We start from the raw sequence: 21,902 nt of genomic DNA on the forward strand, positions 1-21,902 counted from the left end.
GTTTTATGCGGTGGCGCCAGCGGGTGCCGGACGCAGCCGTCTGTCCGTATCGTAAGGGAAAAATTCTTCGATCCGGCCTTGCGCCACGTGGGCGCGACAGGCCTGCCACCATTCCGGTTCCAGCAGGTCGGCATGGTGGCGCAGGAAGGCGCCGCGCACACGCGCGTCGCCCAGCAGGAAGCGGCCGAATTCCTCCGGAAAGACGTCGTTCGGTCCGACGGCATACCAGGGTTCGGAGGCCATTTCCGCTTCCTCGTTGGGGGCGGGAGGAATCCGTCGGAAATTCATTTCGGTCATGCGCTGGATTTCGTCGTAGTCGTAGAACACGACCCGGCCCAGCCGCGTCACGCCGAAGTTCTTGTAGAGCATGTCGCCGGGGAAGATGTTGGCGGCGGCCAGCTGGCGGATGGCGTCGCCGTATTCGCGCACGGCCGGCTCCAGCAGCGCGTCCGGCGCCTGGCTCAGGTACAGGTTCAGCGGCGTCATGCGCCGTTCGATGTAGACGTGGCGGATGACCACCGTGTCCCCGGTTTCTTCGATCAGGCTGGGCACCAGGCGCCGCAGTTCGTCTAGCAGCCGCGGCGCGAAGCGGGCGCGCGGCAGCGCCACCTGCGAGTATTCCCAGGTGTCGGCCATGCGGCCGACGCGATCGTGCAGCTTGACCATCTGGTACTTGCGCCGCACGGTGGCGTGGTCCATGCCGTCTTTGTCGATATGGTCCTTGATCAGCTTGAACACGTAGGGATAGGACGGCAGCGTGAACACGCACATCACCATGCCCTTGATGCCGGGCGCGATGTCGAAGGCGTCGCGCGAATGCGCCAGGTGGTGCAGGAAATCGCGATAGAACAGCGTCTTGCCCTGCTTCTGCAGGCCGATCATGGTGTACAGCTCGGCCTTGGGCTTGCGCGGCAAGAGGCTGGCCAGGAAGTTGACCACCGCGGCGGGCGTCTCCATGTCCACCAGGAAATACGCGCGCGTGAAGCTGAACAGCGTGCTCAGGTCGTCCGCGCCCAGCAGCAGCGCGTCCAGGTTCACCTGCCCGGCCGGGTTGCGCGTGAGCGCCACGGCGAAGGGGTAGACGGTGCCCTGGTTGATCAGGCGGCCGACGATGTAGGCGCCCTTGTTGCGAAAGAACAGCGAACCCAGCGCATGCACCTGGCAGTCGCTGGCGATGCGGCGGCCGACGTGGCGCGGCAATTGCCGGCGCAGCTGGCCGATGGCGGCGCGCGCCAGCAGGCGGGTGTCGCGCGGCAGGTCCTCGAACGGCAGCGCCAGGCCGAAGTCGGCCACCATGCGGATGAGGCTTTTGTGCAGGCCCTCGGTCACCGGGTAGTAGACCCGGTACGACGGCATGCGGCTGTCCAGGTAGTCGGTGGCTACGGCCGGCCGCACGAACAGGAAATCGTTGTGGAAATAGTCGCGGTGCAGCAGCCGGCACGACACCGAATTGAAGAACGTCTCGGCGCATTCGGGCTGGCGGTGCTCGCCCAGCAGGCCGACGAATTCCTGCTTGATCTGCTGCCAGTAGGCGGTCTGCGCATCTGTCAGCGCGGCGCCCGCGGCGCCGTTCGCGCCGTTGGGGGCATGGGCGCCGACCGCGCCCTCGGGCCGGCCGCGCAGCACGCCTTCGAGCTGGCTGGCGCATTCGCGCACCCGCATGTCGTAGTACTCGATGCGCTCGCGCGACAGGTGCTGGATGCCGTGCCAGTCGCCCGATTCGAACAGCGCCTTGGCGCGCTGCGCGCTGTAGCGGAACAGCGCGTAGTGGCGGTCGAAGCCGGCCAGGATGCGGCGCGCGACGTCCAGCGGCGAGGGGCCCCGGACGGGCGCCTGCTCGATGTGCTGGACGTCGGACGTGCGGATCATGGCAAACGACTTCCGGGGGGACTCAGGCCGTCTCGGCGAACAGCTCGCGGCCGATCAGCATGCGGCGGATCTCGCTGGTGCCGGCGCCGATTTCGTACAGCTTGGCGTCGCGCCACAGGCGGCCCACCGGGTATTCGTTGATGTAGCCGTTGCCGCCCAGGATCTGCACGCCCTCGCCGGCCATCCAGGTGGCCTTCTCGGCGGTGTACAGGATCAGCGCGGCGCAGTCCTTGCGCACTTGGCGCACGTGCTCGGCGCCGAGGCGGTCGAGGTTCTTGCCGACCTGGTAGCAGAAGGCGCGGCTGGCCTGCAGCGTGGTGTACAGGTCCGCCACCTTGCCCTGGATCAGCTGGAATTCGCCGATGGCCTGGCCGAACTGCTTGCGGTCATGGATATACGGCACCACCACGTCCATCACGGCCTGCATGATGCCGACCGGGCCGCCCGACAGCACGGCGCGCTCGTAGTCCAGTCCGCTCATCAGCACCTTGACGCCGCCGTTGACCTGGCCCAGCACGTTTTCCTCGGGGATCTCGCAGTCCTGGAACACCAGTTCGCCGGTGTGGCTGCCGCGCATGCCGAGCTTATCCAGCTTCTGCGCCACCGAGAAACCCTTGAAGCCCTTTTCCACCAGGAACGCGGTGATGCCGCGCTGGTGCGCCTCGGGGTCGGTCTTGGCGTAGACCACCAGGGTGTCGGCGTCGGGGCCGTTGGTGATCCACATCTTGGAGCCGTTCAGCACGTAGCGGTCGCCCTTCTTGTCGGCGCGCAGCTTCATGCTGACCACGTCCGAGCCGGCGCCCGGTTCGCTCATGGCCAGCGCGCCGATGTGTTCGCCGGAAATCAGCTTGGGCAGGTACTTGGCCTTCTGGGCGGGGGTGCCGTTGCGGTTGATCTGGTTGACGCACAGGTTGGAGTGCGCGCCATAGGACAGGCCGATCGAGGCGCTGGCGCGGGAAATTTCCTCCATCGCCACCATGTGGGCCAGGTAGCCCATGTTGGCGCCGCCGTATTCCTCGCTGGCCGTCATGCCCAGCACGCCCAGGTCGCCAAACTTGCGCCAGAGGTCCATGGGGAACTGGTCGCTGCGGTCGACTTCGGCCGCGCGCGGCGCGATCTCGGCCTGCGCGAAAGTGCGCACCGCGTCGCGCAGCATGTCCAGGTCTTCGCCCAGATCGAAGTTCAGGCCAGGAAGGTTCATCGCTGTCTCCGTGATAGTGGGTACTTACATTCTTATGGGCGCCTGCGATCGCGCCGGATCCCGCCGCGTGGCCCCATGATGCGCTGATCGACGCTGGCTACGCAATGATGCAGCGCAAATATTACGTTTACGTAAACGTAAATATGAGTCGGGTTTTCCCTAGGCAAATGTTTGCGTCCACGGGAAGCGCCCTGGGTACTATTCCCCGGGTCCTTGAAACTTCAAATTTTGTTACGGAGTCAGCGGTGTCCGACCTGGCCAATCTTGACGATATCGTGGCGCTGCGGCGCGATCTGCACGCCCATCCCGAGCTCTGCTACGAAGAGCACCGCACCGCCAAGGTGGTGGCCGACGCCCTGCGCGGCTGGGGCATCGAGACCCACACCGGCATCGCCAAGACCGGCGTGGTCGGCGTCATCAAGCGCGGCGCTTCCGACCGCGCCATCATGTTGCGCGCCGACATGGACGCCCTGCCGATGCAGGAAGAGAACCAGTTCGAACACCGTTCGCGCCACGACGGCAAGATGCATGGCTGCGGCCATGACGGCCACACCGCCATGCTGTTGGCCGCCGCGCGCCACCTGCAACAGCAAGGCGGTTTCGACGGCACGGTCTATTTCTGCTTCCAGCCGGCCGAGGAAGGCGGCGCCGGCGGCCGCGCCATGATCCAGGACGGCCTGTTCGACCGCTTCCCCTGCGAGGCCGTGTTCGGCATGCACAACTGGCCCGGCCTGGAGGCCGGCTCGTTCGGCGTCTGCGCCGGCCCGATGATGGCGTCCGCCAACGGCTTCAAGATCACCGTGCGCGGCAAGGGCGGCCACGCCGCCGCGCCGCACGATTGCGCCGACCCGGTGCCGGCGCTGTTCGCCATCGGCCAGTCGCTGCAGACCATCCTGACCCGCAGCAAGCGCCCGCTGGACGCCGCCGTGCTGTCCATCACCCAGGTGCAGGCCGGCGGCAGCGTCATCAACGTGATCCCGGGCAGCGCCTGGCTGGGCGGCTCGGTGCGCGCCTACAGCACCGACGTGGTCGACCTGATCGAGCGCCGCATGCACGAGATCGCCGGCAGCATTGCCGCCGCCCATGGCTGCGAGGCCGAGGTCTATTTCGAGCGCCGCTATCCGGCGCTGATCAACACGCCGGCCGAAACCGCGTTCTGCATGGAGGTCATGCGCGAGGTGGCCGGCGCCGACCACGCCCGCGTGATCGAGCCGGTGATGGCCTCGGAGGACTTCGCCTTTCTGTTGCAGGCCAAGCCCGGCTGCTACGTGTTCCTGGGCAACGGCGATGGCGACCACCGCATGGCCGGCCACGGCCTGGGCCCGTGCATGCTGCACAACACCAGCTACGACTTCAACGACGCCCTGATCGCGCCGGGCGCGAGCTACTGGGTGCGGCTGACGCAGCGCTACCTGGCCGGCTGATTCACGCGCGGCCGTCGCGACGCGCGTGTCGCCTTCGCGGTGACTGCCTTTGTCGCCACCACAAGTTTTCCTTTTGCCTTACCCGTTTCACGCATTACCTCACGCAGTGCTACGCAACACCACAAGGAAGCTATGAAAAAGAAGATGCTGTTCACGGCCGCGGGGGCGGCCCTGGCGATCATGACGGGCGGCGCCGCGCTGGCGCAGGGCTGGCCCGCCAAGCCCATCACCCTGGTCGTGCCCTACACCGCCGGCGGCAGCGCCGACGCGATCGGGCGCCGCCTGGGCGACGTGCTGCGCAAGGAGACCAACGCCACCGTCATCGTCGAAAACAAGCCCGGCGCGGGCGCCTCGGTCGGCACCGACTTCGTGGCGCGCGCCCAGCCGGACGGCGCCACCCTGCTGCTGGCTTCCACCAGCCCGCTGACCATCTTCCCGCACCTGGCCAAGACCAACTACGACCCGATGAAGGACCTGACGCCGGTGGCCAGCGTGGCCGTGGCGCCCGTGGCCATCGTCGCCACCAAGGCCCTGCCGGTGAAGGACTTCGCCGGCCTGATCGACTACGCCAAGTCGCACCCGGACGGCGTGCGCTACGGCACGCCGGGCCAGGGCACCGTGGCCCACATCGGCATGGCGGCGCTGACCACGCAGACCGGCACCAGGATGCTGCACGTGCCCTACCGCGGCAACAGCCAGGCGCTGACCGACGGCCTGGGCGGCGTGGTCGAACTGCTGGTGGTCAACACCGACGTGGTGCTGCCGCACGTGGCCAGCGGCGCGCTCAAACCGCTGGCGGTGATGGCGCCCGAGCGCCTGGCCGCCTGGCCCGACGTGCCCACCATGGCCGAACTGAAGCTGCCGCAGGCGCAGTACTACTCGAACTTCGGCATCTTCGCGCCGGCCAACCTGCCGCCGGCGGTGTCGGGTCCGCTGCAGGCCGCGCTGGCCAAGGCCGTGGCCAGCGCCGAGTTCAAGGACCTGCTGACCAAGTCCTACCTGCAGCCGGGCACCGCGTCCGGCGACGCCTTCGCCAAGCAGGTGCAGGCCGAGTTCGCCAACAACGCCCGCATCATCAAGGAAGGCAACATCAAGGCGGAATGACGCCGGCGCCGCGCATCCCGGCCGGGATGCCGCGCAGGCAATGCAAAGCGCGCTCCACGGGGAGCGCGCTTTTTCATTTTCGGAGAGGCGGGCCGGCGTCGCGCCGCGTGAGTCGGACCCGCCACCGCGCGCTGGCCCGTCGTGCGCCCACGCGCCTTCGCGGCAATCGGTCAGGCCGTCTTGGGCCCGAACATGATCACCAGCATGCCGGCCAGGCACAGCCCCACGCCGACATAATCGCTGACGCTGGGCCGCACGCCATCGACCGCCCACAGCCACAGCAGCGCCATGCCGATGTACACGCCGCCGTAGGCCGCATACACGCGTCCCGACGCGGTCGGGTGCAGCGTCAGCAGCCAGGCGAACAGCGCCAGGCTGACGGCGGCTGGCGCCAGCAGCCAGATGGAATGACCGCGGCGCAACCACAGGTACGGCAGGTAGCAGCCGATGATCTCGGCCAGCGCGGTCAGGACGAACAGCGCGAAGGTTTGCAGCATCGCCATGTCAGGCGCTTCAGGCTCGTTGCTGCGCCAGCAGCTCGCGGCACTGGCGTTCCTGCACCGCGATCTCCTGCAGCGTATCCTCGATGTCGCGGCGCTGCTGTTCCAGCGTGGCCCGGTGCTGGGCCAGCACCGCCAGGTACTGGCGCAACTGCACCTCGGTGTCGCCGGGGCCGTCGTACATGTCGATCAGCGTCAGGATCTCCGACAACTGCAGGCCCAGGCGCTTGCCGCGCAGGGCCAGCTTCAGGCGCGTGCGGTCGCGCGGCCCGAAGATGCGGTTGCGGCCCTCGCGCGCCGGGCTGACGATCCCCTGGTCTTCATAGAAGCGGATCGTGCGGGGCGTGACGTCGAACTCGCGGGCGAGCTCGGAGATGGTCCAGGTTGACGGGGACATGCGACGTGTGGCAGTTTACGTAAACGTAAATTATGATGACTTGACGCGATCGTCAAGCGTGGAGAGCGAGGCAATGAACCCCAACGAACAGAAGCTGCAGTATCCCTGGGCCGATTTCCAGCCCGAAGCCGGCCGCGCCCACCCGGTGGCCGAGGGCGTCAAGTGGATCCGCATGCCGCTGCCGTTCGCGCTGGATCATATCAATCTCTGGCTGCTGCGCGATCGCATCGACGGCCGCGACGGCTGGACCATCGTCGACTGCGGCATCTCGCGCGACGAGGTCAAGACGCTGTGGGAACAGGTGTTCGAGAACGAACTGGACGGCCTGCCGGTGCTGCGCGTCATCGTCACCCACATGCACCCCGACCACATCGGCCTGGCCCACTGGCTCTGTGAACGCTGGGACGCGCGGCTGTGGATGACCATGACCGACTTCATGGTCGCGTCGCTGTGGTCGTCGCGCCGCAATGACGCCGGCGCCGGTCCCGGGGGCCAGTCGGCCGTCGACCACTTCGCCCGCCACGGCCTGACCGATCCGGACGCGCAGGAACAGATCCGCCAGCGCGCCAACTACTTCCCCAACCTGGTGCCGGCCGTGCCGTCGCGCTACACGCGCATCATGCATGGCGACGCGGTGCGCATCGGCGCGCACGACTGGCGCGTCATCGTCGGCTACGGCCACGCGCCCGAGCACGCCTCACTGCATTCGCCCGACCTGGGCGTGCTGATCTCCGGTGACATGGTGCTGCCGCGCATCTCCACCAACGTCAGTGTGTTCGACTACGAGCCCGACGCCAACCCGCTGCCGCTGTACCTGCGCTCGCTCGACGGCTACGCCGACGTGCCGCGCGACACGCTGGTGCTGCCGTCGCATGGCCGGCCTTTCAAGGGCCTGCACGAGCGCATCGCGCAGCAGCACGAGCATCACCGCGACCGTCTGGCCGAAGTGTTGGAGGCCTGTAAGGCCGGACCGCAATCGACCTCCGACATCGTGCCGGTGCTGTTCAAGCGCAAGCTCGACCTGCACCAGCTGACCTTCGCCATGGGCGAGGCGCTGGCGCACCTGCATGCGCTGTACTTCGAAGGCAAGCTGACGCGCGGCACAGGCGCGGACGGCATCGTGCGCTTCAAGGCGGCCTGACGCCGCTCCCAGCCACGTTGCGCGGCGGCGTCCCGCGGGCGCGATCCGGCGCGCGTGGCTGCGCCGGGGCGGCCCTTGCCAGGCTCGCGCCGGCCGGCGGCCTTAGCGCGTGGCCGTCGCCAGCCGCACGGCCAGCCCCACGAACACCAGCGCCGCGACGCGGTTGAGCCAGCGCTTGGCCGTGACCGAGCGCTGCAGCAGTTCGCCGAACGCGCCCGAGAAGAAGGCGATGGCGCCGAACACCAGCAGCGTGGCCAGCATGAACACCGCGCCCAGTTGCACCGTCTGCCAGCCCACCGAACCCAGTTTGGGCGAGGTGAACTGCGGCAGGAAGGCGAAGAAGAACAGCAGCACCTTAGGATTGGTCAGGTTCATGACGATGCCGCGCCGGTACAGCGCGGAGGTCTTCATCGGCTCGGGCCGCTGGCCGTCCTCGGCATGCACCGGCGCCCGCAGGATCTGCCACGCCAGGTAGGCCAGATACGCCGCGCCCGCCAGTTTCAGCGCCGTGAAGGCCACAGGGGAAGCCGCGAACACGGCGGCCAGCCCCAGCGCCACGGCGGCGGTGTGGCCCAGCAGCCCGGTGCACAGCCCCAGCACCACGAACAGCCCGGCCTTGCGGCCCCAGATGGCCGATTGCATCAGCACGAACAGGTTGTCGGGCCCGGGCGTGAGGGCCAGCAATACGGCAATGCCGAAGAACGCGATCAGGGAATCGAGGGGCAGCATGGGGTCTCGCCAGGGTCGGGCGGCGCCTTGCGCGCCGGCAATCAAGTGGCATCATACGAGGAAACCAAGGAGACACCATGTCCGCCGTACCCGAATCCGCCGCCGCGCGCCCCGACGCCGCGCTCGAAGACTGGCTGCGCGCGCGCCACAGTTGCCGCGCCTTCCTGCCCGAGCCGGTGCCGCGCGCCACCATCGAGCGCATCCTGACGCTGGCGCAGCGCACCGCGTCCTGGTGCAACTGCCAGCCGTGGCAGGTGACGGTGGCCTCGGGCGACGGCGCGCGGCGCCTGAGCCGGGCCCTGGTGGAACGCGCCGGGCAAGCGGGCTTCACGCCCGACTTCCCGTTCCCGCGCGAGTACCGGGGCGACTACCTGGCGCGGCGCCGCGAGTCGGGCTTCCAGTTGTATGGGGCCGTGGGCGTGGCGCGCGGCGACCGCGAGGCCTACCGGCGGCAGGAACTGCGCAACTTCCAGTTGTTCGACGCGCCGCACGTGGCCATCATCACCACCGACGAGGCGCTGGGCGAATACGGCGCCATCGACTGCGGCGGCTATGTCGCCAATTTCCTGCTGGCGGCGCAGGCCAACGGCGTGGCCACGGTGGCCCAGGCCTCGCTGGCGATGTATCCCGAGGTGCTGCGCGAACAGCTCGGCATCGGCTCCGAGCGGCGCGTGGTCTGCGCCATCTCGTTCGGCTATGCCGATACCGCGCATCCGGCCAACAGCTATCGCACCAGCCGCGCCGACCTGGACGCGGCGGTGCGCTGGATCGACTGACCCGGATCGGGGGCGCGACAGCCGCGCGCGTTCCTGCTACGGTTCGGGTTCTCCCAATACGCACGCATTCCCTCTTGAAGATGGCTACCAAACACATCGATACGGTTCTGCAGCACGCGGGCACCGCCCCGTTCAACCCCGAGACGGGCACGGCCCCGGTGCCGCTGCCGCCGATGCGGGCCAGCACGGTGCGCTTCGAGAACCTGGCGGCCCTGGAAAAGGCCCAGCGCAGCAAGGCCGCCGGCGGCCGCGCCACCACCTATGGCCGCATGGGCATGGACACGCACGCGGCGCTGGAGCAGGTTTTCGCGCAGCTCGAAGGCGGCACCCACGCGTATCTGGCGCCGTCGGGCCTGTCGGCCATGACGATGGTGATGCTGGCGCTGTGCTCGGCCGGCGACCACGCGCTGATCTCCGATTGCGTCTACGGCCCGATGCGCGAGCTCGACGATGCCGTGCTCAAGCGCATGAACATCGCCGTCACCTACTTCGCCGCCGGCGAGGACCTGGACGCGCTGGTGCAGCCCAACACCAAGCTGCTGTACGTGGAATCGCCCGGCTCGCTGCTGTTCGAGATGCTCGACATGGGCGCCATGGCCGCCATCGCGCAACGCCACGGCCTGGTGCTGGCTACCGACAACACCTGGGGTTCGGGCTACATCTACCGGCCGCTGACGCTGGGCGCGCAGGTGTCGGTCATCGCCGGCACCAAGTACGTGGGCGGCCATTCCGACCTGATGCTGGGCGCGGTCGTCACCAATGACGAGGCGATTGCCAAGAAGCTGAACCGCACCCAGTACGCCATGGGCTACTCCATCAGCGCCGACGATGCCTGGCTGGCGCTGCGCGGCGTGCGCACCATGCCGATCCGCATGGCGCAGCACGCGCGCCACGCGCTGCAGGTCTGCGAATTCTTCAAGCAGCGCCCCGAGACCGTGCGCCTGTTCCACCCGGCCTGGCCGCAGGATCCGGGCCATGCGCTGTGGCAGCGCGACTGCACCGGTTCGAACGGCATGCTGTCGGTCGAGCTGCGCCTGTCGCCGGCGGCCGCGCGGGTGTTCGTCGACGAACTGGAACTGTTCGGTATCGGTTTCTCGTGGGGCGGCTACGAAAGCCTGGTGCAACTGGTGTCGCCCAAGGACCTGTCGCACCATCGCTATTGGGGCGAGGGCGACAACGCGCTGGTGCGCCTGCATATCGGCCTGGAGTCGCCGCAGGACATCATCGCCGACCTGACCCAGGCGCTGGAGAAGGCCGCGGCGGTCAAGGGCTGACCCGGGCGTGACCGCCGGCCGGGCCCGGCCGGCGCGCCAGCCCCACCCGCCCCGCCCGGTATGAAGGCCGGCGCAAGGCCCGTGCGGCAAGGCGCCGCCGTATGTCAGGCGTTGGCGCGGATCCACGCGCCGATGCGCGCGGCGATGTCGTCGCTGTTGTCGTCCATCATCGGCATGTGCGAATTGCCGCGGATACCCATGTCGGCCAGTCGCCAGCGGGTAACGCGGCCGCCCCGTGCCGCCAACTGGTCGGCGTAGGCCTGCCCGGCGGCATCCAGCCTGGCCCATAGCGGCGTGGCGTCGAGATAGTCGCCATAGACGAACAGAAAGGGCTTGCCCGCCACCGCCGCCGCGTTCACTTCCGCCGAGAACCCCGACGGCTCGATGCCGATGACCCCGCGCACCAGTTCCGGCCGCGCCTGCAGCGCGCGGTAGGCCACTTCGCCGCCATGGCTGTGCGCCAGCACCAGGCACGGGCCGATGCGTTCCAGCGCGGCGCACAAGCCCGCCAGCGCCGCATCGTTGTTGCCCAGCCAGCGCGGCACGGCGTGGCGGATGAAATCGTCGAAGGCCGCCAGCGGAAAGCGCTGGCCGTCGAAGGCGCGGCGCTGCGCGTAGTCCTCGGCGCGGCCCAAGCGGAACAGCGACCAGCTTTCCTCGGCGTTGCGCACGATCGGCGCATCGGGCCAGACCTCCTCGAACGGCGTCCAGCCGGCGCGGCCGCGCTCGACGTTGTCGACCACGTAGACCGCGTGGCCCTGCCGCACGAAATGCTGCAGCCAGCCATGCCGGCCGTCCGGCGTCTGTTCCCACATCGCGCCGGTCATGCCGCCGCCGTGCAGCAGCACCAGCGGCAGCGGATGGCGGCGTTCGGCCGGGATGAAGTACTGCACGTACGCCTGTTCGACGTGGTACAGCCCGTTGGGGTCGTACGTCAGCGAGGCGGTCTTGGTGAAGGCGATCTCGCGCACCGGGCGGCCGCTGATATGCGCCTGCCGCCCGCCCGCGTAGAAGCTGCCGAAATCGGCAAGCGCCAGGGGGCCTACTTCTTGACCAGCGGACATTGGCTTTCCGACAGGGGCCAGGCGAGCGAGTCGCCGGGAATGGTGCGCACGATGTTGTAGTAGTCCCAGGGCGCCTTGGACTGGTCGGGCGATTTCACCTGTGCCAGCATCATGTCGCGCACCACCAGGCCGTCTTCGCGAATGCGCGCGTTCAGGCTGAACGGGTCGTCGATCGGCATCGACTTCATCTTCGCCATCACCGCGTCCGAATCGGTGGTGCCGGCCGCCTGCACCGCGCGCAGGTAGTGGCGCACCGAGCTGTACACGCCGGCCTGCAGGAAGGTGGGCGGGCGGCCCAGGCGGGCTTCGAACTTTTTGGTGAAGGCGCGCGTGCCGTCGTTCATGTCCCAATAGGACGGCACCGTCAGGTAGGTGTGCTGCGCGGCCTGCAATCCCAGGCTGTGCACGTCGGTCAGCAGCAACAGCATTGCCGCCAGCTTCTGGCCGCCGCTGGCGATGCCGAATTCGGCCGCCTGCTTGATCGCCGAGATGGTGTCGCCGCCGGCGTTGGCGACGGCGATGATCTGCGCCTTGGAGGCCTGCGCCTGCAGCAGGAACGAGGCGAAGTCCGAGGCGTTGAGCGGGTGGAACACCGTGCCCACCACTTCGCCGCCGTTGGCCTTGACCACGGTCTCGGTGTCGGCGGCCAGTTGCTTGCCGAAGGCGTAATCGGACGCCAGGATGAACCAGCGCTTGTTGCCTTCCTTGACCACGGCGGTGGCGGTGCCGCGCGACAGCGCGTAGGTGGTGTAGGTCCATTGCACGCCATAGGGCGAGCATTGCGCCTGCGTCAGCGCGGTGGTGCCGGGGCTGGAGAACAGCACCAGCTTCTTCTTTTCGCGCGCGATGCCCTGCACCGCCAGCGCCACCGACGAATTGGGCACGTCCACCACCACGTCGACGCCGTCGGTGTCGTACCACTTGCGCACCATGCCGCTGCCGATGTCGGGCCGGTGCTGGTGGTCGCCCGATACTAGCGCCACGGGCTTGCCGAGCACGCTGCCGCCCAGTTCCTCGATCGCCAGGCGCGCGGCCTCGACCGAGCCGCGCCCGGTGGCATCGGCGGTGACGCCGGCCATGTCGGTCAGGACGCCGATCTTCACGCCGTCGGCGTCATTGGCTTGCGCTGAAAGGCCGGCCAGCGCCAGGCTCACGCCCAGCGCCGCGCGGCGCAGGAATTGCTGTCTCATCTTCCACCCCTTGTAGGCCGCGCGTGGCGGCGAATAATTATGGGAGGAAGTGTATATCGCGGCGGGCGCTTTGCCGCGTCCGCGCGCCTTGGGGATGACCCCATGAAAAACGCCCCGGCCAACTGAACTGCCCCGAAAGCTGGATATTGGCCAACGTCCGGATCAGAACCGGTATGCCACGGTCGCCTGGACCGCCTGCGATTGCGTGGCACCACCGTAGCGGCCGTAGTAGCCGATCTGGCCACTCCAGGACGCTCCGCTTGAGAAGGCTAATCCCGCCGTTGCCAGCAGCGTATCGGCGGCTGCCTGCGGCATGGTTTGGGCGAAGCTGCCGGCCATGTCACGCACGTGCGCCCGAACCTCGCGGGTGTCGTGGTTGAACTCATGTTCCCAGGCTAGGCCGCCGTAGGGTTGCCACAGATAGTCGCCTTGCCGCAGATCGGCTTGCAGACGCAGGCCCAGTGTGGATGCGAGCGAACGCCGTTGTTGTTCATGATAGTTCATGCTGGTTGCGGTGCGTCCGCCATCGCGCGATTCGTTGTAGCCCCGCACGCTGACGTTCTGCAAGGTGACGCCGGCCGATGGCGTCAGGGTGAATACGCCTGCGTGCCAGTCATACTGGGTCAGCATGGACAAGGCCGACGCCATGCCGGTGGTCGAACCTTCCTCGCGCAGACGGGCGGAGCCGATGGAAAAGTCGCGCGACACATTGCGATAGCTCAGGTAGCCGGCGCTACCTATCAACGCCGTCGACCAATCGCCCAGGCGATAGCGCGCATAGGCGGACACCTGCGTCTGGCCCAGGCGGAACGATCCCGCATCCTGGCCAAGCGTGGCATTGTGCTGGATTTGCGCCGCATTCACGCCAAGCGTCCAGTGCTGGCCGACGCCACCGTCCACGCCCATGGACAGAAGGTCCATCTGGTTGCCCAGTCCGGGTTTCCAGATGCCGTCATCGCGCCGACGGTCGTTGACATGCTGGTACGAGGCGTAAGTTTGCACTGCCGATGAGTCATCGCGGTTGCGCAAGCGCGTCTCGATGACTTGCAGGCCGCTTCGCGTGCCGGCCAGCGGCGCCTCGGCGAGCAGACCGATGCGCGCGGGTGCTTGCAGTACCGACAATGCATAGTCAGCAATGAACTCATGTCCGATGCCGCTGGGGTGGATGTCGTCAGCGAACAGATAGGTACGGTTTGCGCCTGGTTCCACCAGTGTGCTGGTGTTGCACCAGATGGCGCTGACCTTGCCGCAGGCAGGCTCGGTGACATTGCGCAGGCCGTAGCGTGCCGGTCGGTCGATCAGTTCGTCTAGCATGGCGCGAGCATCCAGCATGACGAGGTTGCCTTTGTAGTCCGCCAGTTGACTGTTGAGCGAGTCATTGAAGCGGGCAGTCATGTAGCTCATCAAATTGCGGGTATCGGTCGGGAAGGCGAGAGCCCGAGGCGTGCGGCCGATGTCCGGCAGGTTCAAGGCGAGTACGGTTCCGGCGCCGGCACTGCCCAGGCGTTGGATCTGGGCGGCCACTTCGGCACCGGAAAGGCTGGAGAGGCCGAGCACTTGTTCGATCGCTTGCGCCTGTGTCTCGGACGAGATCAACATGTCCCTGTGCGTGGTCAGCGTTTCGATCAAATCGTTCGCGCCGGCCCATACCGTGTACAGACCTGTGCTGCGCAGGCCTGAAGGCCGTTGCAGGATGAAGCTGATTTGCTCCTTTACAGAGGGAATAAGGAAGTGAAGGGGCGGTGTGGCGAGACCCAGGAAGTTTGTTGATGGAAAGTCATATGTGACGCTTTGTGTTGCACGCGCGCCGCCCCAGGCCTGGTTGTTGCCTCCATCTCCCGCCGCTCTCCAGGCGTTGATATTGTCGCCGCCGAGTTTGGTGGCTAGGTGGAATGCCCAGGTTGGATCGGGGTTCGTTGTATGGGCAGACTGTATCTGATCGCCTTTCAGGGCAAGAATGACATTGGCAACGGTCGATGCAGACGTCAGGCGTGACAATGGAGATGCGAGATCGTAGGCGGCCAAGGAAGAAGATATTCTGCTGGTTGCCGTAGCGCGTATTTGAGGCATGGCTTTTTCAACCGCCCAATCTAATAAGCCGGGGACATTGATTATGCGCTTCCAATCACCCATCCATTTACTAATGGCAGCGGCGAGCGGCGCCTTTGCCGCAACGATCGTCTCTTCGAATTTCTTGGCAATTAGCGAAGCGATTTGTGGCGGCAGGGTGCTACGCAGGGACTCCGTGAACGGCGTTCCGTCAGGACCGAGGATCTTGTCCGCGGTGAAAGCCCGGGACGTCATCGCGCCGCTGTCCGTGAGTGAGTCCCCGAAGAAAATGACTTCATCGTAAGGCGAGGCCTGAGCCTGGACCCCGGTAGTCAAGACGATCACCGATGCGGCAACGGCCGCTAACGCCGGTCGCCGTTGCTTCGAGCGAATTTGTTCAGCCATATTGGAAGTCTCCTATGAATTTTCTTATGCAGCACCCAATTTCCGATGAGCGCTGAGGCTTTCGGAATGGGCCGTCGTAATGGTTTTCGATCGACCGTGGATGCGCCGTTTTGCCGTGAATTTGAAATTGATACGGCGTTTGTTTTCGACGCCAAATTAATCAAACTTCTTTTAAAACATTGAATGAAAATTGATTAATGTTGGCGTTCATAAAATCTATCACTCGCAAAACCAGCACGGGTTTCGAGGGAGAAAATCCGGAATCATCTGAGGGTGGTTACCCTTACTGGCGTGAGCGGCCGCGCTCAGCGGAGGGAACGGCATCAGCCAAAGAACACGCTCTATGCCTGGATCGAAGCGGAAAGGATCCAAGCGCTTGTTGGAAAGCGTAGGTGGTTCAAGGATCGAGCCAGGCGCATGGGCTGGAACGACTGCTGTGCGGCCGGGTTGTTTCGCAGCACGTTCTACTTTCAGTGCTTGAAGGCGCAGGGGCCTGTACAACGGTGAGATCGTGGCCTACGAGACCAGCCGTCGGTCGGTGTTCAACCTTGTGAAGTCACTCAAGGACCTGCCTGGACAATGTCGCCAAGGAAAGCTCCTTCGGCGCGCTCAAGGTCGGGTTCTTCCGCATGAACCGCTTCGAGAGCGTCGACCCATTGCAAGCCGGCACCAGGCAGTACATCCATTACTACATTCAATCACGACAGCATCAAGCACAAGCCAAAAGGCCTGAGTTCGGTGCAATACCGAGCTCAGGCCTTCGGGCTTTGGCTTTGACTGTCCAACGTCCCGGGGCAGTTCACTGCCGCGAGGCGTCTCGCTGTCAGGCGCGGCGGGGAATTACTTGCCGCGGGCCATCGGGATCAGCTTGTTCACTTCCTGCAGGGCGCCTTCGTAGCTGTTGCCCGCCATGACCGGCGAGGTCATGAACTTGCCGCCGACGGCGAACGACGGCGTGCCTTCGATGCGATAGGCTTCGGCCAGCTGGTTGGCGCGCTGGACCTGGGTCTGCACGCTGAACGAATCGAACACCGAGTCGAACTTGGCGCGGTCCACGCCCTGCGCGGCGGCCCACTCGCCCATGGCCTTCTTGTCGATCAGGCGCTTGTGCTCGCCGTGGATGGCGGTGAAGACCTTGGCGTGCAGGTCGGGGCGATCCAGGGCCACCAGGGTGTAGTACAGCTGTTGCAGCGGCTTCATGCCGGCGTTGAAGGCGATCGGCACCTGCTTGAGCACGACGTCGTCGGGCTTGGTCTTGGCCCAGTCCTCGACCATGGGTTCCATGGCGGCGCAGTGCGGGCAGGTGTAGGCGAAGAATTCCAGGACCTCGATCTTGCCCGGGGTATCCGACGGCAGCGGCGGATTGATCGGCACATAGGCCTGGGTGCCCTGGGCGTGGCTGACCGGGCTGAAGAACGCGGTGGCGGTCAGCGCGGCGGCTGCCAGGATGCGGATGAGCTTGGGGGACAGCATGATGGGGTGAGGTTCCTGAACAAAGAGGTTACAGACAGGGCCAGGCCCGGATTAGTTCAATCAAAAACCATGATGCGGGCGCCGTGTTACTGGCGCACCACCGCCGTTTCGATCTTGTTTTCGCCCAGGCGGCCGCGGGCGCGGTTCATGTCGTCCAGGCGGGCGAACGGACCGACGCGCACACGGTTGATCGGCTTGCCGTTGACCTCGGCTTTCTGCACCGCCACCGGCAGGCCCAGCAGGATGATGCGGGCCTTGAGCGATTCGGCGTCGTCCTGGCCCCGGAAGGCGCCAGCCTGCAGGTAGTACGAGCCATTGGCCGAAGCGGTCGGGGCGGCGCTGGCGACCGGCGCCTTGGCCGCGGGGGCCGGGGTCGGCGCCACCTTGGCGATGGGCGTGGGCGGCGCGCTGGCGGCCGGCGCGGGGGCGGCCGCGGGCGTGTTGTTGGAGGTCGGCAGGGTGGCGATCAGCGCGCCCAGGTCGTCCGACTTGCCCGCCGGCGCGGTGCCGCCCGCGCCCGGCAGCGGCGCGGGCGCCGTGGCGGTCGGGCCGGTGGGCGGGGAGCCCGCCGCGCCGTCGCGGCCGTACAGGCCGGCGTTGGGATCCGGCGCCTGGCGCGGATCGGGCAGCTTGCCGGCGTCGCCCTGGCGGGTGGCGCGATCGACAAAGGGCACGGGCGCCTTGGTGACGTAGAACGCCACGACGGCGGCGACGATCAAGCCGAGGAGCAATCCGGCCAGCGCCCCGTACAGGGTGCTGCCGCTTTCGCCGGACCGGCGGGTGGGTTTGCGCTTGGTGGCCATGTACCGATGTTACATCCGCTCGGGGGCGGACACGCCCAACAGCGCCAGGCCGTTGGCCAGCACCTGGCGCGTGGTCGCGGCCAGGCGCAGGCGCGCCAGCTTGAGCGCGGTGTCGTCGACCAGCACGCGCTCGGCGTTGTACCAGCCGTGGAAGTCCGCGGCGCAGTCGCGCAGCCAGAAGGCGATGTGGTGCGGGGCCAGTTCCTGGGCGGCCAGCGCCACCACGTGGGGGAACTCGGCCAGGCGCTGCATCAGCGCGAATTCGCTGGGGGCGGTCAGCAGGGACGCGTCGGCAGCGGCCACGTCGGCCGCGGGCATGCCGGCGTTGTTGATCACCGAGCAGATGCGCGCGTGGGCGTACTGGATGTAATAGACCGGGTTCTCGTCGCTCTTGGACAGGGCCAGGTCGACGTCGAACACGAATTCGGTATCGGCGCGGCGCTGGATCAGGAAGTAGCGCACGGCGTCGCGGCCGACCCAGTCGATCAGGTCGCGCATGGTGACGTAGCTGCCGGCGCGCTTGGAGATCTTGACCTCCTGGCCGCCGCGCATCACCTTGACCATCTTGTGCAGCACGTAGGACGGGTAGTCCTTGGGAATGCCCTCTTCCAGCGCCTGCAGGCCGGCGCGCACGCGCGCCACGGTGCCGTGGTGGTCGCTGCCCTGGATGTTCACGGCGCGGTGGAAGCCGCGTTCCCACTTGGCCTTGTGGTAGGCCACGTCCGGCACGAAATAGGTGTATCCGCCCTCGCTCTTGCGCATGACGCGGTCTTTGTCGTCGCCCGTGCCCAGCTCGGTGGTGCGCAGCCACAGCGCGCCGCCTTCTTCATAGGTATGGCCGCCGGCGATCAGCGCCTTGACGGTGGCCTCGACCCGGCCCGAGGTGTACAGCGAGCTTTCCAGGTAATAGTTGTCGAACTTCAGCCCGAACGCCTGCAGGTCCAGGTCCTGCTCGCGGCGCAGGTAGGCCACGGCGAAGGCGCGGATGTCTTCCAGGCTGTCGATGTTGCCGGTGGCGGTGACGGGCTCGCCGTCCGAGGCCTGGATGGTCTTGCCGGCCTGGAAGTCGCGGGCGATGTCCAGGATGTAGTCGCCCTTGTAGCCGTCGGCGGGCCACTCGGGCGAGTCGGTCGTCAGGCCGCGGGCGCGCGCCTGCACGCTGATGGCCAGGTTCTCGATCTGGTTGCCGGCGTCGTTGTAATAGAACTCGCGGGTCACATCCCAGCCGATGGCGTCGTACAGGCGGCACAGGGCGTCGCCCAGGGCGGCCTGGCGGGCGTGGCCGACGTGCAGCGGGCCGGTGGGGTTGGCGGACACGAATTCCACCAGGATCTTCTCGCCGCTGCGGGCGGCGCGGCCGAAGGCCTCGCCCTGTTCGGCCACGGCCGTGATGACGGCCTGGCGGGCGGCGGCGGTGACGCGCAGGTTGATGAAGCCGGGACCGGCGATTTCCGCGCTTTCGACCAGGTCGCGGGCGCCCGGCAGGGCCAGCAGGGCCTCGACGATGGCCTGGGCCAGTTCACGCGGATTGCGCTTGGCCGGCTTGGCCAGCTGCATGGCCACGTTGGTGGCGACGTCGCCGTGGGCGGCGACCTTGGGGCGCTCCAGCAGCACGTTGGCTCGGGCCGCATCGGCCTGGGCATCGGGCAGGCTCTGCGCGACGGCGGCCTGGATCAGGGAGATAAGCTGTTTTTGTTGCTCGGGGAGCATGGGCGTCTGGAGAAGTTCTGGGTGGGTGACGAGGGCGGCGGGCCGTGGGCTCGCGCGCGGCGCCAGGGGGGCGGGATCGGCCGGCTGGCGGGCCTCGGGGGCATGACCGCGCGAGGCGCCGGATTCTCGGCCGCTGCGGATCCTGCCGTCACGGGAATCTCCTGAATCATAGCTTGATTTGGCGGCCGTTACCGCGCGGGGGCGCGGCCGGCCGGGCCGCCCGCCGACCCTCGCCCGGGGGCGCCAGTTGGCATCCCCAGGGTGTTGCGGTAGTGTATTGAGGGTATTCAATCCGTAGGAGACCGGAATATGCTGATTACGTTTCACTCCAAGGTCGTGGCCGAAGTCCTGATGCTCACCGACCACGCCGGCGTCCTGCTGCAAGCCGCGGGCAAGTCCTTTGGCGACAAGATCCCCGAGCGCGGCGTGTTCACCGTCGACCAGCTCGGTCCGGCCATCCAGGGTATCGAACGGGCCATTGAAGAATCCCAGGGCAATCCCGCCGAGGACGAGGAAGACGAGGACAAGCCGGCGGTGGCGCCCATGGCGCGCGCGGTCGGCCTGAAGGAGCGCGCCTTCCCGCTGCTGGACATGATGCGCCAGTCGCAGGCCGCCGGCGCCGAGGTCACCTGGGAAGTGTCGCGCGGCTGGTAAGCCAATGTCGCCGGACGGACAATCTGCCCGGCGTTTTTTGCCTACCCTTTGCGGCTGACGCCATTTCAAGGAATCCCCGCCATGCGCAGCGACATCACCATCGTTTTCGACACCCGGCGCTCGCTGGACCTGTCGGCCAACGTCGAACCCAGCCCGCAGCGCCAGAACGACGCCCGCGACTGGTTCGACGGCGCCTGGGAAACCCTGGGCTGTGAACCCCTGCGCCCCAGCGGCAAGGTGCTGCTGCTGGACAAGGTGCTGGGCGTGGCCGACGCGCTCGGCTACGACATCCTGTCCACCGACGCCAAGGAAGCCCGCGAGTTCGCCGAGCACCTGGCGCTGGCGCTGGAACGCCCGCGCATCACGGTGGACCTGCCCGGCCTGACGGTCGGTTACTGACCGCCTGGCCGCGCCAACGAAAAGACCCCGCGCGGTGCGGGGTCTTTTGCTTTCCAGGGAAGGCTCAGCGGATGCCGGCGCGCATGAACGATTGCACGAACTGGCGCTGGAACAGCAGGAAGGCAATCAGCAGCGGCGCCGCCGACATCAGCGTGGCGGCGGTGATCACCGACCAGTCGATGCCCTGGTCGGTCGACGAGAACACCTGCAGGCCCACCGTCAGCGGCCGCGATTCCACCGAGTTGGTGATGATCAGCGGCCACAGGAAGTTGTTCCAGTGGTGGCTGACCGACACCAGCCCGTAGGCCACGTAGATCGGCTTGGCCAGCGGCACGTAGACCTTCCACAGCACCTGCAGCGCGTTGGCGCCTTCCATGCGCGCGGCCTCCTCCAATTCGCGCGGCACCGTCTTGAAGGTCTGGCGCAGCAGGAAGATGCCGAAGGCCGAGGCGAAGTACGGCAGGCCGATGGCGAACACCGTGTCGCGGATGCCGAGCTGGCTCATGGAGCGGTAGTTCTCCACCAGCAGCACGTCCGGCATGATCATCAGCTGCAGCAGCACCAGCATGAAGACGAAGTCGCGGCCGCGGAACTCGAAGCGCGCGAAGGCGTAGCCGGCCAGCGTCGACAGCACCAGCTGCGCCGCCAGCACCATCGTCACCAGCAAAAACGTGTTGGCGAAGTAGCGCGGGAACGGCGCGGCCTGCCAGGCCCGCGCGAAGTTGTCGAGCGTGAGCGGCGCGAACAGGTCGAAGCGGGTGGCGTAGGCCGGCGGGTGAAACGCCGCCCACACGGCATACGCCAGCGGCAGGATCCACAACAGGCCAAGCGCCCACGCGCCCAGGGTATCGAGCTTGTCTTTCATTGGTAGTGCGTCCTGCGGTCCAGCCAGCGGAACTTGACCAGCGCCGTCAGCGCCAGCACCACCAGCAGCACGACGGTCAGCGTCGCGGCGTAGGCGGTGTCCCAGAAGCTGAAGCCGACCTGGTAGATGTAGTACAGCAGCAGCGTGCTGGCGTTGTCGGGCCCGCCGCGGGTCATGACCACTACGTGGTCCACCAGCCGGAAGGCGTTGATCAGCGCATTGATCAGCACGAACAGCGTCGTCGGCATCAACAGCGGCCACAGCACGCGCCGGAAGTACTGCCAGCGTGAGGCCCCTTCCAGCATCGCCGCCTCGCGCAGCGACGGCGACACCGTCTGCAGCGCGGCCAGGTAGAAGATCATGAAGAAGCCGGATTCCTTCCACACCGTCACCAGCATCAGCGCCGGCAGCGCGGTTTCGCGGTTGCCGAGCCAGTTGGGACCTGGCGAGCCGAACAACTGCATCACCTGCGCGATCAGGCCGTACTGCGGGGTGTAGAAGAACAGCCAGATATTGGCCACCGCCACCATCGGCAGCACCGTCGGCGTGAAGTACGCCATGCGCAGGAAACCGCGCCCGCGCAGGTTGCGGTTGACCCACAGCGCCATGACCAGCGCGATGCCGATCGAGGTCGGGATGGTGCCCAGGGCGAACCACAGGTTGTTCCAGAGCGATTGCCAGAACACCGGGTCGTCGCGCATGACGGCGTAGTTGTCCAGCCCGACGAAGCGGGCCGGGCGCGCGCCCTTGGGAGTGGAATAGAAGCTGTGCCAGAGCGTCGCCAGCGCCGGGTAATGCGTGAACGCGGCGAGCAGCACGATGGCTGGCAGCAACAGCAGCCAGCCATAAAGCGCATTCAAGGAGCGGCTCATCGT

At 67.1% G+C, this 21,902-nt stretch carries 20 protein-coding genes and 1 pseudogene; 8 read left to right on the forward strand and 13 right to left on the reverse strand.

Translation table 11 applies throughout. The features are described from left to right. Window positions 1–3: 3 nt before the first annotated feature. Entirely contained in the window at window positions 4–1,869 is a 1,866-nt protein-coding gene (gene aceK, locus ABFG95_RS15415; RefSeq protein ID WP_068951096.1) for a bifunctional isocitrate dehydrogenase kinase/phosphatase, read from the reverse strand. Between the two features lie 22 nt (window positions 1,870–1,891). Beyond that, on the reverse strand, window positions 1,892–3,070 hold the full coding sequence (locus ABFG95_RS15420; RefSeq protein ID WP_049070460.1) for an isovaleryl-CoA dehydrogenase: 1,179 nt from the start codon (window positions 3,068–3,070) through the stop codon (window positions 1,892–1,894). Window positions 3,071–3,315: 245 nt separating this feature from the next. Here ABFG95_RS15420 and ABFG95_RS15425 point away from each other — a divergent pair, with 245 nt between their 5' ends. Both ABFG95_RS15425 and ABFG95_RS15430 read left to right on the forward strand, forming a co-directional pair. Continuing rightward, on the forward strand, window positions 3,316–4,494 hold the full coding sequence (locus tag ABFG95_RS15425) for a M20 aminoacylase family protein (RefSeq protein WP_348994741.1): 1,179 nt from the start codon (window positions 3,316–3,318) through the stop codon (window positions 4,492–4,494). A gap of 132 nt (window positions 4,495–4,626) precedes the next feature. After that, the gene (locus tag ABFG95_RS15430) at window positions 4,627–5,598 is read left to right on the forward strand and encodes a tripartite tricarboxylate transporter substrate binding protein (protein WP_049070464.1); all 972 of its coding nucleotides are present in this window, start codon (window positions 4,627–4,629) and stop codon (window positions 5,596–5,598) included. Window positions 5,599–5,768: 170 nt separating this feature from the next. On the opposite strand, the gene ABFG95_RS15435 is transcribed toward ABFG95_RS15430, so the two are convergent. Then, window positions 5,769–6,101 (reverse strand): YnfA family protein, encoded by a 333-nt coding sequence (locus ABFG95_RS15435; RefSeq protein ID WP_006386964.1) that lies wholly within the window; start codon window positions 6,099–6,101, stop codon window positions 5,769–5,771. A 10-nt stretch (window positions 6,102–6,111) separates the two neighbouring features. After that, a complete protein-coding gene (locus ABFG95_RS15440; protein WP_049070466.1) occupies window positions 6,112–6,495 on the reverse strand; it encodes a MerR family DNA-binding transcriptional regulator in 384 nt (127 codons plus the stop codon). Between the two features lie 73 nt (window positions 6,496–6,568). On the opposite strand from ABFG95_RS15440, the gene ABFG95_RS15445 reads away from it, so the two are divergent. Further along, window positions 6,569–7,636: an MBL fold metallo-hydrolase gene (locus tag ABFG95_RS15445; RefSeq protein ID WP_059268849.1), complete on the forward strand. Its 1,068-nt coding sequence runs from the start codon at window positions 6,569–6,571 to the stop codon at window positions 7,634–7,636. 102 nt (window positions 7,637–7,738) lie between these two features. Here ABFG95_RS15445 and ABFG95_RS15450 read toward each other — a convergent pair whose 3' ends face one another. Then, on the reverse strand, window positions 7,739–8,365 hold the full coding sequence (locus ABFG95_RS15450) for a LysE family translocator (RefSeq protein ID WP_049070470.1): 627 nt from the start codon (window positions 8,363–8,365) through the stop codon (window positions 7,739–7,741). A 77-nt stretch (window positions 8,366–8,442) separates the two neighbouring features. Between ABFG95_RS15450 and ABFG95_RS15455 the strand changes: the two genes are divergently transcribed. Together ABFG95_RS15455 and metC are read left to right on the forward strand one after the other, a co-directional pair. After that, entirely contained in the window at window positions 8,443–9,141 is a 699-nt protein-coding gene (locus ABFG95_RS15455; RefSeq protein WP_336730132.1) for a nitroreductase, read from the forward strand. A gap of 74 nt (window positions 9,142–9,215) precedes the next feature. Next, window positions 9,216–10,415, forward strand: coding sequence for a cystathionine beta-lyase (metC, locus tag ABFG95_RS15460; protein ID WP_100503070.1), 1,200 nt, complete (start codon window positions 9,216–9,218; stop codon window positions 10,413–10,415). Between the two features lie 104 nt (window positions 10,416–10,519). On the opposite strand, the gene ABFG95_RS15465 is transcribed toward metC, so the two are convergent. The 3 genes from ABFG95_RS15465 to ABFG95_RS15475 all read right to left on the reverse strand — a co-directional run bounded on the left by ABFG95_RS15465 (window position 10,520) and on the right by ABFG95_RS15475 (window position 15,123). Continuing rightward, window positions 10,520–11,479 (reverse strand): hypothetical protein, encoded by a 960-nt coding sequence (locus tag ABFG95_RS15465; protein WP_348994742.1) that lies wholly within the window; start codon window positions 11,477–11,479, stop codon window positions 10,520–10,522. Continuing rightward, a complete protein-coding gene (locus tag ABFG95_RS15470) occupies window positions 11,458–12,669 on the reverse strand; it encodes an ABC transporter substrate-binding protein (RefSeq protein ID WP_063569664.1) in 1,212 nt (403 codons plus the stop codon). Before ABFG95_RS15470 ends, ABFG95_RS15465 begins: the two co-directional genes overlap by 22 nt. A gap of 162 nt (window positions 12,670–12,831) precedes the next feature. After that, window positions 12,832–15,123 (reverse strand): autotransporter domain-containing protein, encoded by a 2,292-nt coding sequence (locus ABFG95_RS15475; RefSeq protein WP_278990233.1) that lies wholly within the window; start codon window positions 15,121–15,123, stop codon window positions 12,832–12,834. Between the two features lie 493 nt (window positions 15,124–15,616). On the opposite strand from ABFG95_RS15475, the pseudogene ABFG95_RS15480 reads away from it, so the two are divergent. Then, a pseudogene (locus tag ABFG95_RS15480) lies at window positions 15,617–15,900 on the forward strand (IS3 family transposase); the annotation flags it as partial. A 63-nt stretch (window positions 15,901–15,963) separates the two neighbouring features. On the opposite strand, the gene ABFG95_RS15485 reads toward ABFG95_RS15480, so the two are convergent. The 3 genes from ABFG95_RS15485 to argS all read right to left on the reverse strand — a co-directional run bounded on the left by ABFG95_RS15485 (window position 15,964) and on the right by argS (window position 19,109). Continuing rightward, on the reverse strand, window positions 15,964–16,596 hold the full coding sequence (locus tag ABFG95_RS15485) for a thiol:disulfide interchange protein DsbA/DsbL (protein ID WP_026383974.1): 633 nt from the start codon (window positions 16,594–16,596) through the stop codon (window positions 15,964–15,966). 86 nt (window positions 16,597–16,682) lie between these two features. Continuing rightward, window positions 16,683–17,399, reverse strand: a complete 717-nt coding sequence (locus ABFG95_RS15490; protein ID WP_049070479.1) for an SPOR domain-containing protein — start codon at window positions 17,397–17,399, stop codon at window positions 16,683–16,685. Between the two features lie 9 nt (window positions 17,400–17,408). Further along, on the reverse strand, window positions 17,409–19,109 hold the full coding sequence (argS, locus tag ABFG95_RS15495) for an arginine--tRNA ligase (protein WP_049070481.1): 1,701 nt from the start codon (window positions 19,107–19,109) through the stop codon (window positions 17,409–17,411). A gap of 309 nt (window positions 19,110–19,418) precedes the next feature. Between argS and ABFG95_RS15500 the strand changes: the two genes are divergently transcribed. Both ABFG95_RS15500 and ABFG95_RS15505 read left to right on the forward strand, forming a co-directional pair. Beyond that, window positions 19,419–19,763, forward strand: coding sequence for a DUF1840 domain-containing protein (locus ABFG95_RS15500; protein ID WP_054433931.1), 345 nt, complete (start codon window positions 19,419–19,421; stop codon window positions 19,761–19,763). Window positions 19,764–19,844: 81 nt separating this feature from the next. Continuing rightward, window positions 19,845–20,162, forward strand: a complete 318-nt coding sequence (locus ABFG95_RS15505) for a hypothetical protein (RefSeq protein ID WP_006386976.1) — start codon at window positions 19,845–19,847, stop codon at window positions 20,160–20,162. A 64-nt stretch (window positions 20,163–20,226) separates the two neighbouring features. Here the strand turns inward: ABFG95_RS15505 and ABFG95_RS15510 are convergent, their stop codons facing one another. Together ABFG95_RS15510 and ABFG95_RS15515 are read right to left on the reverse strand one after the other, a co-directional pair. Next, window positions 20,227–21,027, reverse strand: coding sequence for a carbohydrate ABC transporter permease (locus tag ABFG95_RS15510; protein ID WP_006386977.1), 801 nt, complete (start codon window positions 21,025–21,027; stop codon window positions 20,227–20,229). After that, window positions 21,024–21,899, reverse strand: coding sequence for a sugar ABC transporter permease (locus tag ABFG95_RS15515; protein WP_026384938.1), 876 nt, complete (start codon window positions 21,897–21,899; stop codon window positions 21,024–21,026). Before ABFG95_RS15515 ends, ABFG95_RS15510 begins: the two co-directional genes overlap by 4 nt. Window positions 21,900–21,902 lie beyond the last annotated feature (3 nt).

It is taken from the genome of Achromobacter sp. HNDS-1, from assembly GCF_040084795.1.
Classification (GTDB): Bacteria; Pseudomonadota; Gammaproteobacteria; order Burkholderiales; family Burkholderiaceae_B; genus Achromobacter; species Achromobacter ruhlandii.

Excerpts from the sequence above, each read along its gene's own strand:
- aceK (WP_068951096.1), bottom strand. The coding sequence starts at position 1,869 with ATGATCCGCACGTCCGACGTCCAGCACATCGAGCAGGCGCCCGTCCGG.
- ABFG95_RS15420 (WP_049070460.1), bottom strand. The coding sequence starts at position 3,070 with ATGAACCTTCCTGGCCTGAACTTCGATCTGGGCGAAGACCTGGACATG.
- ABFG95_RS15430 (WP_049070464.1), top strand. The coding sequence starts at position 4,627 with ATGAAAAAGAAGATGCTGTTCACGGCCGCGGGGGCGGCCCTGGCGATC.
- ABFG95_RS15435 (WP_006386964.1), bottom strand. The coding sequence starts at position 6,101 with ATGGCGATGCTGCAAACCTTCGCGCTGTTCGTCCTGACCGCGCTGGCC.
- ABFG95_RS15440 (WP_049070466.1), bottom strand. The coding sequence starts at position 6,495 with ATGTCCCCGTCAACCTGGACCATCTCCGAGCTCGCCCGCGAGTTCGAC.
- ABFG95_RS15445 (WP_059268849.1), top strand. The coding sequence starts at position 6,569 with ATGAACCCCAACGAACAGAAGCTGCAGTATCCCTGGGCCGATTTCCAG.
- ABFG95_RS15450 (WP_049070470.1), bottom strand. The coding sequence starts at position 8,365 with ATGCTGCCCCTCGATTCCCTGATCGCGTTCTTCGGCATTGCCGTATTG.
- ABFG95_RS15455 (WP_336730132.1), top strand. The coding sequence starts at position 8,443 with ATGTCCGCCGTACCCGAATCCGCCGCCGCGCGCCCCGACGCCGCGCTC.
- ABFG95_RS15465 (WP_348994742.1), bottom strand. The coding sequence starts at position 11,479 with ATGTCCGCTGGTCAAGAAGTAGGCCCCCTGGCGCTTGCCGATTTCGGC.
- ABFG95_RS15470 (WP_063569664.1), bottom strand. The coding sequence starts at position 12,669 with ATGAGACAGCAATTCCTGCGCCGCGCGGCGCTGGGCGTGAGCCTGGCG.
- ABFG95_RS15475 (WP_278990233.1), bottom strand. The coding sequence starts at position 15,123 with ATGGCTGAACAAATTCGCTCGAAGCAACGGCGACCGGCGTTAGCGGCC.
- ABFG95_RS15485 (WP_026383974.1), bottom strand. The coding sequence starts at position 16,596 with ATGCTGTCCCCCAAGCTCATCCGCATCCTGGCAGCCGCCGCGCTGACC.
- ABFG95_RS15490 (WP_049070479.1), bottom strand. The coding sequence starts at position 17,399 with ATGGCCACCAAGCGCAAACCCACCCGCCGGTCCGGCGAAAGCGGCAGC.
- argS (WP_049070481.1), bottom strand. The coding sequence starts at position 19,109 with ATGCTCCCCGAGCAACAAAAACAGCTTATCTCCCTGATCCAGGCCGCC.
- ABFG95_RS15500 (WP_054433931.1), top strand. The coding sequence starts at position 19,419 with ATGCTGATTACGTTTCACTCCAAGGTCGTGGCCGAAGTCCTGATGCTC.
- ABFG95_RS15505 (WP_006386976.1), top strand. The coding sequence starts at position 19,845 with ATGCGCAGCGACATCACCATCGTTTTCGACACCCGGCGCTCGCTGGAC.
- ABFG95_RS15510 (WP_006386977.1), bottom strand. The coding sequence starts at position 21,027 with ATGAAAGACAAGCTCGATACCCTGGGCGCGTGGGCGCTTGGCCTGTTG.
- ABFG95_RS15515 (WP_026384938.1), bottom strand. The coding sequence starts at position 21,899 with ATGAGCCGCTCCTTGAATGCGCTTTATGGCTGGCTGCTGTTGCTGCCA.